The organism is Pseudomonas sp. NPDC087639 (assembly GCF_044743385.1).
Classification (GTDB): domain Bacteria; phylum Pseudomonadota; class Gammaproteobacteria; order Pseudomonadales; family Pseudomonadaceae; genus Aquipseudomonas.
The window spans coordinates 57,423-68,600 of the sequence record NZ_JBIUWI010000003.1 but is presented as its reverse complement, the minus strand read 5'-3'; the positions used below and the strand labels follow the sequence as shown (position 1 = coordinate 68,600).

The 11,178-nt window shown below is 59.9% G+C and carries 12 protein-coding genes and 1 tRNA gene; 2 read left to right on the top strand and 11 right to left on the bottom strand.

The annotated features are described in order from the left end of the window. The coding region (locus ACIOVB_RS03085; RefSeq protein WP_401264707.1) for an aminotransferase class III-fold pyridoxal phosphate-dependent enzyme at positions 1 to 860 on the bottom strand (860 nt) is incomplete at its 3' end. A 185-nt stretch (positions 861 to 1,045) separates the two neighbouring features. Next, positions 1,046 to 2,488, bottom strand: a complete 1,443-nt coding sequence (gene gabD / locus ACIOVB_RS03080; RefSeq protein WP_401264704.1) for an NADP-dependent succinate-semialdehyde dehydrogenase — start codon at positions 2,486 to 2,488, stop codon at positions 1,046 to 1,048. A gap of 444 nt (positions 2,489 to 2,932) precedes the next feature. Here gabD and ACIOVB_RS03075 point away from each other — a divergent pair. Then, a tRNA-Arg gene (locus tag ACIOVB_RS03075) sits at positions 2,933 to 3,009 on the top strand. Between the two features lie 76 nt (positions 3,010 to 3,085). Here the strand turns inward: ACIOVB_RS03075 and ACIOVB_RS03070 are convergent. From ACIOVB_RS03070 to ACIOVB_RS03040, 7 genes are all read right to left on the bottom strand, one after another. Next, complete coding sequence (locus tag ACIOVB_RS03070) at positions 3,086 to 3,370, bottom strand: type II toxin-antitoxin system RelE/ParE family toxin (RefSeq protein ID WP_401264846.1); 285 nt, start codon at positions 3,368 to 3,370, stop codon at positions 3,086 to 3,088. A 20-nt stretch (positions 3,371 to 3,390) separates the two neighbouring features. Beyond that, positions 3,391 to 3,690, bottom strand: coding sequence for a type II toxin-antitoxin system Phd/YefM family antitoxin (locus ACIOVB_RS03065; protein ID WP_187680290.1), 300 nt, complete (start codon positions 3,688 to 3,690; stop codon positions 3,391 to 3,393). A 140-nt stretch (positions 3,691 to 3,830) separates the two neighbouring features. Beyond that, complete coding sequence (locus ACIOVB_RS03060; RefSeq protein WP_401264703.1) at positions 3,831 to 4,103, bottom strand: hypothetical protein; 273 nt, start codon at positions 4,101 to 4,103, stop codon at positions 3,831 to 3,833. Between the two features lie 20 nt (positions 4,104 to 4,123). Beyond that, entirely contained in the window at positions 4,124 to 4,693 is a 570-nt protein-coding gene (locus ACIOVB_RS03055) for a hypothetical protein (protein ID WP_401264700.1), read from the bottom strand. Further along, a complete protein-coding gene (locus ACIOVB_RS03050; RefSeq protein ID WP_401264845.1) occupies positions 4,690 to 5,271 on the bottom strand; it encodes an RNA polymerase sigma factor in 582 nt (193 codons plus the stop codon). The genes ACIOVB_RS03055 and ACIOVB_RS03050 overlap by 4 nt, the downstream gene beginning before the upstream one ends. A gap of 29 nt (positions 5,272 to 5,300) precedes the next feature. Beyond that, on the bottom strand, positions 5,301 to 6,980 hold the full coding sequence (locus ACIOVB_RS03045; protein ID WP_401264698.1) for a von Willebrand factor type A domain-containing protein: 1,680 nt from the start codon (positions 6,978 to 6,980) through the stop codon (positions 5,301 to 5,303). A gap of 87 nt (positions 6,981 to 7,067) precedes the next feature. Continuing rightward, positions 7,068 to 7,631: a YbhB/YbcL family Raf kinase inhibitor-like protein gene (locus tag ACIOVB_RS03040; protein ID WP_187680295.1), complete on the bottom strand. Its 564-nt coding sequence runs from the start codon at positions 7,629 to 7,631 to the stop codon at positions 7,068 to 7,070. Between the two features lie 139 nt (positions 7,632 to 7,770). Here ACIOVB_RS03040 and ACIOVB_RS03035 point away from each other — a divergent pair, with 139 nt between their 5' ends. Then, positions 7,771 to 9,309 carry an FAD-dependent oxidoreductase gene (locus ACIOVB_RS03035; RefSeq protein ID WP_401264695.1) on the top strand — a complete coding sequence of 513 codons (1,539 nt, stop codon included), beginning with the start codon at positions 7,771 to 7,773 and terminating at the stop codon, positions 9,307 to 9,309. On the opposite strand, the gene pgaD is transcribed toward ACIOVB_RS03035, so the two are convergent. Beyond that, complete coding sequence (gene pgaD, locus ACIOVB_RS03030) at positions 9,293 to 9,826, bottom strand: poly-beta-1,6-N-acetyl-D-glucosamine biosynthesis protein PgaD (protein WP_401264692.1); 534 nt, start codon at positions 9,824 to 9,826, stop codon at positions 9,293 to 9,295. The two genes, ACIOVB_RS03035 and pgaD, sit on opposite strands and share 17 nt — an antisense overlap. Then, a complete protein-coding gene (gene pgaC, locus ACIOVB_RS03025) occupies positions 9,823 to 11,178 on the bottom strand; it encodes a poly-beta-1,6-N-acetyl-D-glucosamine synthase (RefSeq protein WP_187680298.1) in 1,356 nt (451 codons plus the stop codon). Before pgaC ends, pgaD begins: the two co-directional genes overlap by 4 nt.

Here is an 11,178-nt window from a genome sequence, read left to right as displayed (position 1 = left end):
CTGTATGCGGCCGTGCCGCACACACCGGCCAGCGGGAAGCCGCCGGCGAGGGATTTGGCGAAAGTGGTCAGGTCGGCAGCAACGCCCATCTGTTCCATGGCGAAGAACGTACCGGTACGGCCAGCGCCGGTCTGTACTTCGTCAGCGATCAGCAGGATGCCGTGCTGGTCGCACAGGGCACGCAGACGCTTCATGAACTCCTTCGGCGCGACGTAGAAACCACCTTCACCCTGTACAGGCTCGATGATGATCGCAGCGATGTCTTTCGGCTCGGCGTCGTTCTTGAAGATGCGTTCGATGGAAGCGATCGAATCGTCGATACTCACGCCGTGCAGTTCGTTCGGGTACAGCGCGCGGAAGATGCCGCCTGGCATCAGGCCCATGCCGGCCGAATAAGGCACGACTTTACCGGTCAGACCCAGGGTCATCATGGTGCGACCGTGGTAAGCGCCAGTGAACGCGATCACGCCGGCACGGCCAGTGGCGGCACGGGCGATTTTCACGGCGTTTTCCACGGCTTCGGAACCGGTGGTGACCAGCAGGGTTTTCTTGGCGAAATCACCTGGCACCTTGGCGTTGATTTTTTCGCACAGCTCAACGTAAGGCTCGTAAGCCAGTACCTGGAAGCAGGTGTGGGTCAGCTTGTTCAGCTGTTCGGTCACGGCAGCGATGATTTTCGGGTGCACATGGCCGGTGTTCAGTACAGCGATACCGCCGGCGAAGTCGATGAATTCACGACCTTCAACGTCTGTTACGGTCGCGTTCTTCGCGGATTCGGCGAAGATCGGGTGAATCTGGCCAACACCACGGGGTACAGCAGCGGTACGGCGGGCCATCAGTTCAGCGTTAGTCTTGCTCATTACAGTCCTCATTCGCCGCTCATCGGGCGGCGTGGTTCAAGGATTAAGCGGGAGGAAGCGACGGTGGCAGCATGCGATGATCGACTGCCACGGCGTTCCCGGCCGCAGAGAAAATTCCGGTTTGAAACGACGCAAAGGGACAGCGCTCTCGTGCCCTTTGCGTTTGCAGCGATCCCTTTCTCGGCTTAGATGCCCAGGCAGAGGTATTTGATTTCCAGGTAATCTTCGATGCCGTACTTGGAGCCTTCACGGCCCAGGCCCGAAGCCTTGATGCCGCCGAATGGCGCGACTTCGTTGGAGATCAGCCCGGTGTTGACGCCGACCATGCCGTATTCCAGGGCTTCGGCCACACGGAACACACGGCCCAGGTCACGAGCGTAGAAGTACGAGGCCAGACCGAACTCGGTGTCGTTGGACATCGCGATCACTTCGGCTTCGTCTTTGAAACGGAACAGCGGCGCCAGCGGGCCGAAAGTTTCTTCCTTGGCCACGGCTGCGTTTTTCGGCACGTTGGTCAGGATGGTCGGCTCGAAGAAGTTGCCTTCCATCGGCTTGCCACCGGCCAGTACGGTGGCGCCTTTGGCGACAGCGTCAGCGATGTGTTCTTGCACCTTGGCAACGGCTTTTTCGTCGATCAGAGGGCCAGTGGTGGTGCCGTCTTCCAGACCGTTGCCGATCTTCAGTTTGGCCACTGCCACTTTCAGCTTCTCGGCGAACGCATCGTAGACCGAATCCTGAATGTACAGACGGTTGGCGCAGACACAGGTCTGGCCGTTGTTGCGGTACTTGGAAATGATCGCGCCTTCGACGGCCTTATCCAGATCTGCGTCGTCGAACACGATGAACGGCGCGTTGCCGCCCAGTTCCAGCGAGACTTTCTTGATGTCCTTGGCGCATTCCGCCATCAGTTGACGACCGATTTCGGTCGAGCCGGTGAAGGACAGCTTGCGCACGATCGGGTTGCTGGTCAGCTCGCTGCCGATGTCGCCGGCGCTGCCGGAAACAACGCTGAACACGCCCGCAGGAATGCCGGCACGCTGGGCCAGTTCAGCCAACGCGAATGCGGAGAATGGAGTTTGCGAAGCAGGCTTGAGCACCATGGTGCAACCGGCAGCCAGCGCCGGGCCGGCCTTACGGGTGATCATCGCTGCCGGGAAGTTCCACGGGGTAATCGCCGCGGTCACGCCGATCGGTTGCTTGATCACGATCAGGCGCTTGTCCGGCTGGTGGCCCGGAATCACGTCACCGTAGATGCGCTTGGCTTCTTCGGCGAACCACTCGATGAACGAAGCGGCGTAAACGATTTCGCCCTTGGCTTCGGCCAGCGGCTTGCCCTGTTCGAGCGTCATCAGGCGAGCGAGGTCGTCCTGGTTCTCGATCATCAGTTCAAACCAGCGACGCAGCTTGCCGGCACGCTCTTTGGCGGTCAGTGCACGCCAGGCCGGCAGCGCTTTATCAGCGGCTTCGATGGCACGACGGGTTTCGGCAGCGCCCATCTTCGGCACGGTGCCGAGGATTTCGCCAGTGGCCGGGTTATTGACCTTGATCGTCTGACCGTTGTCCGCATCGACCCAAGCGCCATCAATGAAGGCTTGCTGGCGGAACAACAGGGTGTCTTTAAGCTGCATGTCGGCTTTCCTTAACAGCACCGCGGCCTGCGCGGAGCAAATTATGATTGTAGAAAGGCGCCTCGCAAGGCTGCCGTCAGGGAAATCAGTGACCGGGTGAGGCGCATAAGATAGTGCACGACTCGAAACACCTGCGCTTCAACACCCCATCTACGAGCGTTTGAAATCTCAAACGGATCGTAGGAGCAAAGGGGTTAAAGGACAATAGGGCGTTCGAAAAAAAGAACAAAAACGGCGTGTTTGTGGAAATTTTCAGATCAACGAGCAAAAAGCTCCAGCAGCAGCAAAACCATAGATCAGCCCCGCGAAAGCGCCAAGCGAGGGTTTTGCAGGACGTTACCGCTTTAAGGAATGCAGCGGATTTATCCCGACACGCGCACTGACAATACGCCCCAAAACCCAGCATGGACGCCCCGAGCCGACCTAGGTATGATGTCGCCCGCTGCACCAGTAGCTCAGCTGGATAGAGTACTGCCCTCCGAAGGCAGGGGTCGTGGGTTCGAATCCCGCCTGGTGCACCACGAATAGAAATGAAAAAGCCCCGGACTGTAATGGTCCGGGGCTTTTTTGTGGGCGCTGTTTTTCAGCCTGCTCCGGCTAGCGATCCGGGGTGTGGGGATCGAGTACTCGAGCGATGTCTCGCGCGCTATGCAGAACCCTCTCTATCTGAACATCTCTCTCAACAAGTGAGTAAAAAATCAGGTAGCGACCGTGGGCGATCATTTTCAGCCCCCTGGCACACTCCTCTCGGGAAATTCCTTGATTCGGTTGGCTGGTCAACTGATCACAGCGCACACGCAACTCACCAACGAAGGTCCGAGCACGTCCAGGGTTGTCACGAGCGATAAAGCGGGCGATCTGTTGCAGATCCTCTCGAGCCATTGCGGAAAATAACAACCGCGTCATAAGCGATTTTGCTCAGCTTCGATGTCATCTATAAGCGCATCAATCTCAGCAAAAACGGTGTCGGCTGCGACCGCCGGACGAGGATCGTTACGACTTGCAGCGATTGCCTCGCGCAATTCAGCCGCTCGCAAGCGATCCAGCAACTCCTGATAAGTGGCATGGGCCAAGAGATAGGCAGCTGGGCGATTATGGTTGAGAACGGCGATGGGCTCCGAACCGGCAAGCTCGATCACGGTACTGGGGCTGCGTTTCAGTTCAGTAATGCTTACTGAACGACTAGCCAGCAGGTGCTCCATGACGCCTCCAAAAGTACGAAAAATAGTACCTTATAGTGCCCCTTTTCAGCGCGGAGGGTCAACGAACAGATAAATGGACAATGGCAGCTGGAAACTCAGGGGGAGGAAATGATTTTTTAAAGGGAATTCCTCAAACAGCTTCACTCCGTCGTCCAGTCAAACTCGTCGTAATCCTCATCCTCGTCGTCTTCCCCCTCAACCTCCTCTTCAAAGACGCCGTCTTCCTCAAGCACATCCTCTTCCTGCTGACTCAGCAGAAATTCCTTACGCGCTTCAGTAATCGCGCGGCGCATCTCTTCGCCCTTTTGCGGGCAATTGAGGAGTTGGGCGATGCGGTCGATTTTTGGTGCCACGGTGTTCTCCAGCGCTTCAGCTATGGCCCGATAGTGCGCGTTTTTGCGGGGCAATGCCAAATGGCTGGGCGAACAGGCGGTCAGTTCTGCTGGATTTTTTCCAGTCGGGCGTCGAGGTCGGCGTTGGGGTAGCGTTTGTGCAGGTTGTTGAACAGGGTGTCGGCCGCTTTTGATTCGCCGGATTCGCGCAGACGCAGGACTTCGCGCAGTTGTTCGTCGAGGCCGTTGGCCGGGGCGGCGGCGCGTTTGCTGGTTTTGGCTTCGTCGGCGCTGAACGCTTCGCTTTGCATCGGCGCGGCCATTTCTGCCATCGGCGCGGGAGCGGACAATGCTTCGGGCGCTTGTTTACGCGCCATTGATGCGGCGGGTTTGGCGGCCGGGGCGAAGTCGAATGACGGCTGCGGTTCGGGGGCGCGTTGCACCAGCGAGAGCATCAGGGCGACGCCGACGAGGCTGGCGAAGGCGACTTGCCAGCGCGGTTTGCGGCAGGCGTCGAGCCAGCGTTGCCACAGGCTTGGCTTCGGTGCCGGGACTTCTCGGTGGGCAGCCTTGAGGATGAACGCGTCGAGGTGCGCTGGCGGTTCAGCGTTGTGCTGTTCGCGAACATGTTTGATCACAGGATCTTCGGGTGTCTGGCGGGCGTCAGTCATGTCAGTACCTCCTCGGCCAGCAGCCGACGCAGTTTTTGCTGGGCGTAGCGCAAGCGGCTTTTGACGGTTTCCAGCGGTGTTTCGGTGAGGCTGGCGATTTGTGCCAGGTCGAGGTCGCCGTGGGCGCGCAGCAGGAACACTTCGCGCTGGTCGGCGGGCAGGGTTTGCAGTGCGTTTTCCAGGCGCTGGCTGTCGCGGCTGAGGCTCAGCAGTTGTTCGGGATCACTCGCCTCATCGCTGACCGCGTGCGCCTGTTCGTCGTAGCTGTCGTGCAACGGTTGATGGGCGCCGTGCTTGCGCCAGTGGTCGATCAGGCGATTGCGGGCAATCTGGAACAACCAGGTACGAAAGGTCGCTCGGCCTTGTGGCTGACTGGTGCTGCGGATCAGGCTCAGCCAGGTTTCCTGAAAGACTTCGTCGGCCAGTTCCGGTTTGCCGCTCAAACCGAGCAGAAATCGATAAAGGCCCTGACGATGACGGGCATACAAGATCTCGAACGCCGCGCCGTCGCCCTCGCGATAACGCGCCAGCAGCGTTTCATCGCTGCTGGCGGCCGGGCTGTCTGGCGAAGCAAACAGCTGACTGATGAAGCCTTTCAGACGACTCACTATTCAATCCGTCGCTCAGTGGGCAGCGTATTCGATGCAGTTGAAGTGCGCAGGCTCTGCGTCAGTTCGACCAGTTGCACGAACTCGTTGCGCAGGCCAAAACGATCATCGCCCCGCGCGCCGCGAGCCAGCGCTTCGGTGTCTTTCAAGCTGAAGTCGCCAGTGTAGCGAGCGTCCTTGAGTTGCTGGGAAAACGCGGCAACGGCGGCGGCAAAGCGCAGGTCTTCGCTGGCCGGTGCGACCTGATTGGCAATCGGCCGCTCGATCAGCCGACTTTTCCCACCTTCGGGCTGTTGATATCGCACACGCAGCATCGCCAATTCCCCGTTCTTCTCGGAAACAGCCACACTCGATTTGCCGTAGCGCAGCGGTTCCAGCCAGCCCTTCTCGCCTGCCGGAACAATTTCATACAGCGCGGTCACCGTGTGTCCTGCACCGATTTCGCCGGCATCGACTTTGTCATTGCTGAAGTCCTCACGCTTGAGCGCACGGTTTTCGTAGCCGAGCAGGCGGTATTCGCTGACCTGCGCCGGGTTGAATTCCACCTGCAGTTTGACGTTTTTCGCCACCACGGCAAGGGTCGAACCGAGTTGATCGACCAGCACTTTGCGCGCCTCGCGCAGGTTGTCGATGTAGGCGTAGTTGCCATCGCCTGCATCGGCCAGTTGTTCCATCAAGTGTTCATTGTAGTTATCCACACCAAAACCCAGGGTGGTCAGGGAAATACCGGTTTTACGTTTATCCACAGCCATTTGTTTAAGGCTGTCAAAGTTGCTGACGCCGACGTTGAAGTCGCCGTCGGTGGCCAGAAGGATACGGTTGATGCCTTTGGGAATGAACGATTGTTGCGCCATTTGATAGGCCAGTTCGATGCCCGAGGCGCCAGCGGTCGAGCCGCCTGCGGTCAATTGCTCGATGGCTGTACGAATCTTCGCTTTTTCCCGTCCGGAAGTTGGCTCCAGCACCACTCGGGATTCACCGGCATACACCACCAGCGACACACGATCCTGATCGCGCAATTGATCGACCAGCAGTTTCAGCGTGCTCTTGACCATCGGCAGCCCTTCGCGGCGATCCATCGAGCCGGACACGTCCACCAGAAACACCAGATTGGCCGGGGCCAGTTCTGCTACGGCGCGGTCGGAAGCCTTGATACCGATGCGCAGCAATCGGGTGTGCGGGTTCCACGGTGACGCGGCCAGTTCGGTGGTCAAGCCAAACGGCGAGCCATCGTTGGGCAATGCGTAGTCGTAGGGAAAGTAATTGACCATTTCCTCAAGTCGCACCGCGCCTTCCGGCGGCAGGCGTCCCTGATTGAGCAGGCGACGGACGTTGGCGTAGGCGCCGGTGTCGACATCGGCGCTGAAGGTCGAGACCGGGGTTTCGGTGACGCTGTGGATGGGGTTGTCGGCCAGCTTCTGATACTGCTCACGCTGCTCGTCGCGATAGCCTTGTGGATAACTTTCCCGCGCGGGCATCGCAGCGAAACTGGCGATCGGTGCCGGGCGAACACTGCGCTTGGCCATCGCACTGTCGGCCAGCACAGCTTCATGCTGCACCATCGTTTCAGGCTGAGCCGGCGCGGCAACGGATTCCGGGTTGGACGAAACACCACAACCGGCGATGGCCAACAGCACGCCGACCGCAACAGGTCGCAGAAAAGGCAGGGAACGGGACATGGGGGCTGACCTCGGGATGAAATTGATCATTCATCCACTGAGACGGGCAGCCCTTTCAGTTCGGGTTAAACGCGACTGAAAAAATTTTCAGCGGTGATAACGCCGCACCGCACTGCTGTTGCGCAGCACATGGCCTTTGATTTTTTCCATCAGCTCGGCGCGGGTCAGACCGGCCGGCAGTGCGTCCGGGGCCAGGTCGAGGGCGTAGATCTGGATGATGTAGTGGTGCGCGCTGTCACCCACCGGTGGGCACGGGCCCATGTAGTGAGTGTTGCCTTTGCTGTTGGTGCCGCCGACGCCTTCGAACGCGGATTTGGCACCGACACCAGCGGCGATCTGGCGAGTGGTGGCTTTGATGCCGTAGTGAATCCAGTGATCGACGCCCAGGCCTTTCTGACCATCCGGGTCGTGCATGACGATCGCGTAGCTTTGTGTACCGGCAGGGCCGGCGTTCCAGCTCAGCGCCGGCGACTGGTTCTTGCCGCCGCAACCGGCTGCATCGCTGGCCGCTGCCGAGGTGAACAGACGGTTATCGGACACACCAGGGATGCTGAGGGTGAAGCGCTCCTGGGCGGCCTGCGCCGGAAACTGCACGCAAAGGGCGACGGCAACGGCCGCCAGCCAAGGGTTGAGAGAGGTCAATCGGGTCATTCCGGGAGCACCTTGTGCAGTGGGGCCGTCGTCGGCCTGCAAACTATAGCTGTACCGTTCGTGCCGTGGCAGTGGCAAATGGCTGAACCTCGCACTGTTGCGCAAACTCGTAAGAGAAATGCCCGCGAGGAAGTCGAACATGTCCCTGCACCGTGTCGCCCGTTTCGCCGATGTCCCGCAAGACCGTGGCCTGGAAGTCAAAATCGGCGATTTGAAGATCGTTGTGCTGCGCGCCGCCGGCCAATTACGTGCGTTTCAGGGCGAATGCCCACATGCCGGCGCGCCATTGGCGGACGGCGCGTTGTGTCATGGTCGGCTGATCTGCCCATGGCACAAGGCTGCTTTCCGTATTGAAGACGGCGCCTTATGCGAACCTCCGGCCCTCGACAGCCTCAAGCGGTATCCGTTGGAGCTACGCGGCGAAGAGGTTTGGGTCGGTGACCAGCCGATCGCCGATCCACACACGCCACCGGCAGACGATTCACGCACGTTCGTGATTGTCGGCGCCGGTGCGGCGGGCACTGCATGCGCGGCGGCGCTGCGGGAAAAGGGATTTGGCGGGCGCATAAAGATGATCGACCGCGAAGCAGACGCCGGTTACGACCGCACCGTGCTGAGCAAATTTGTCCTCGCAGGCGAAATGTCGCCGGAAGAAACCCCGCCGCTGCGCGATGAAGATTTTTACAAAGAGCAGCGTATCGAACGCATTCAAAGCGAAATCACTTCGCTCGACGCCCCAGCGAAAACCCTTCACCTGAACGATGGCCAAACCGTGAATTACGACGCCGCCGTGCTGGCCACCGGCGGTGAACCCAATCCGTTGGAGTTGCCCGGCGCGGATCTGCCGCAGGTGTTCCTCCTGCGCTCAAAAGCCCAGGCCGAACAGATCATGCTCGCGGCCCAACCCGATCAACGTGCGGTGATCATCGGCGACAGCTTCATCGCCCTCGAATGCGCCTCGGCGCTGCGCCAGCAGGGTCTCGATGTCACGGTACTCGCCCGCCACGCGATTCCTTTCGCCGCCCAGTTTGGCGAAGCCGTGGGCAAAGCCATCCGTGCGCTGCACGAAGAAAACGGGGTGAAGTTCATCACCGAGCATGAGGCCGTGGAGATCACCGGTCACGACAAAGTCGAGGCGGTTTTGCTCGACAACGGCTTGCGGATTGCAGCGGATCTGGTGCTGGCCGGCGTCGGCGTGCACCCGGCCACCGAGGCTTTCACGGTATTACCACGGGAGAAAGACCATTCACTGCGGGTCGACGGCGGCATGCGCGTATCGGAAGGTCTGTGGGCGATTGGCGATATCGCTACGTTCCCGCTCAACGGCCAGCCACAGCGCATCGAACATTGGCGCCTGGCCCAGCAACACGCGCGAATCGCCGCTGCCAACATGCTTGGCGGCGACGAGCACTATCTGGATGTGCCGTTTTTCTGGACGTGGCACTTCGGCAAAAACTACGACTACCTCGGCCACGCCGAGCATTGGGATGAAGTCGAGTTCATGGGCGAGCCCGAACAGCCGCCCTTCCTCGGGCTGTTCGGTCAAAACGGTGTTGTGGTGGCCGCTGTGGCTTGCGAAGAGGAGCGCGCCATGGCGCTGCTGGCCGAGCGAATGAAACAGCCGCTGTCGATTACAGAGGCCTGGCAGTTGATTCGCGAAGTCAGGTCATCCGGTTGACCGGCTCACGATTGTCGTCGTCTTCGGCATGCAAAAAGATCACTCTCGGGTGTTCAAGCGGTGCCAGCCGCGGCGGTAATTCGGCCTGCTGCACCGGCCAGAAATGCGTCACCACATGGCTGATGTCGCCTTCCTGATCGTTGTGGATGGTCATCACCCCCGGGGTGCGCAGCTTTTGCAAGCGGTCGTCGCACAGCTTGAAACTCTTGCTCAGCCCCTCATCGTCGACCACCGGCGCCGGCAGTCGGCGCTGGGCGAAGCTGCGGCTTTTGCGGTGCTGATAACGCGCCCAAGTAATGAGGATCACCGCGTTCACCACCGCCACCCAGAGATAAATCTGCAAGGTGCCGAGCGCATCAAACGCCGAGCTATCAATGCGCGGCCCACCTTCGTGGGTTTCGACCAATGGCCACAGGCCTTGCACCAATAGATACAGCAGGCCAACCCAAGCGATAACGGTGAAGATCACATCGATCACGACCAGAAACGGTCGTTGGCGAGTCCGGATGATTTTCATTTGATGACCTCCTCTTCGTCGTCCCCGATCGGCTTGATGCCACGGTCAGGGCTGACCCAGCGCGCACGCTTCTGATGTTGGCCAAACAGCACCTTGGGAAAACTGACCAGCGTGGTCAGCAGGCTGACAAACCAGAACGCAATCGGATACCAGACCACCCAGAACATGGTCTTGCCCAACCCCGGCTCGTAGCGCCGGTCAATGATGATGCTGACGGCAAACTGCACCAGGCAGACAAAGGCCAGCAGCAAACCGGTAAACGCCGGCGGCATCAGGTGATCCACCGCGATGGCTTCGGGCATGACCACGAACTTGCCGACGCCCCAGAAGATCACCGACAACAGGAAAGTGAACGCCCAACCGGTGGACAGGCAGTATTCGAACAGCAACGGCCACAGGTAACGATGGCGGTACTGCCAGATGCCACGAATGTTCTTGAACAACACCTCGGCGCCGCCCTGAGCCCAACGCAAGCGCTGCTTCCACAGACCGCCGAGGGTTTCCGGCATCAGAATCCAGCACAGCGCGCGTGGCTCGTAGAAGATGCTCCAGTGATCGAGTTGCAGCTTCCAGCTGATGTCGATGTCTTCAGTGATCATGTCCGGGCTCCAGTAGCCGACCCGGTGCAGTGCCGTGCGACGGAACGCGACGATCACGCCCGACACCGTGAAGATCCGCCCGAACACTCGTTGTGTGCGTTTGATCAAACCGATGATCGACGAGAACTCCCCGACCTGCACCCGCCCGACCAGCGTGGAGCGTGTGCGAATCCGTGGATTGCCGGTCACTGCGCCCAACCGCGCGTTATCCAGCATCGGCGCGACCAGATAGGCTGCGGTGTTCGGCGCCAGCAGCGCGTCACCATCGATGCACACCAGATACTCACTGCGCGCCGCGATGGCACCCATGCGCAGGGCGACGGCCTTGCCCTGGTTTTCCGCCAGGTGCAGTACCCGCAGCCGTGGGTCTTCCTTGGCGATCCTGTCCAGCACTTCGGCGGTGTTGTCCTTGGAGCCGTCGTTGATCGCGATGACTTCGATGTTCGGGTAGTGCTGGGCCAGCGCCGCGTGAATCGTGTCGGCAGCGTTGTCGCCTTCGTTGTAGCAAGGAATCAGGATCGAGATCAGCGGTTCGCCCGCCAGCGGCGGCGGCAGGGTATCGTCCTTCCACGGCCAGTGGCGTTCCCAGTGCAGCCAGAAATACAGGCCACCGGCAATCCACAACCCCGACATGAACAACGGGTAGAAGAACACGAAGTCCATCAGGAACTGGCCCGTGACGAGGAAAATCAGTCCCAGCGGCACGCCGAGGACGAGCGCCAGAACAAGCAGGGCTAACAGTCTATCCAGCAT

Coding starts and splice junctions, on each gene's coding strand:
- ACIOVB_RS03070 (WP_401264846.1), bottom strand. CDS start 3,370: ATGGCTCGAGAGGATCTGCAACAGATCGCCCGCTTTATCGCTCGTGAC.
- ACIOVB_RS03040 (WP_187680295.1), bottom strand. CDS start 7,631: ATGACCCGATTGACCTCTCTCAACCCTTGGCTGGCGGCCGTTGCCGTC.
- gabD (WP_401264704.1), bottom strand. CDS start 2,488: ATGCAGCTTAAAGACACCCTGTTGTTCCGCCAGCAAGCCTTCATTGAT.
- ACIOVB_RS03035 (WP_401264695.1), top strand. CDS start 7,771: ATGTCCCTGCACCGTGTCGCCCGTTTCGCCGATGTCCCGCAAGACCGT.
- ACIOVB_RS03065 (WP_187680290.1), bottom strand. CDS start 3,690: ATGGAGCACCTGCTGGCTAGTCGTTCAGTAAGCATTACTGAACTGAAA.
- pgaD (WP_401264692.1), bottom strand. CDS start 9,826: ATGAAAATCATCCGGACTCGCCAACGACCGTTTCTGGTCGTGATCGAT.
- ACIOVB_RS03055 (WP_401264700.1), bottom strand. CDS start 4,693: ATGACTGACGCCCGCCAGACACCCGAAGATCCTGTGATCAAACATGTT.
- ACIOVB_RS03045 (WP_401264698.1), bottom strand. CDS start 6,980: ATGTCCCGTTCCCTGCCTTTTCTGCGACCTGTTGCGGTCGGCGTGCTG.
- pgaC (WP_187680298.1), bottom strand. CDS start 11,178: ATGCTGGATAGACTGTTAGCCCTGCTTGTTCTGGCGCTCGTCCTCGGC.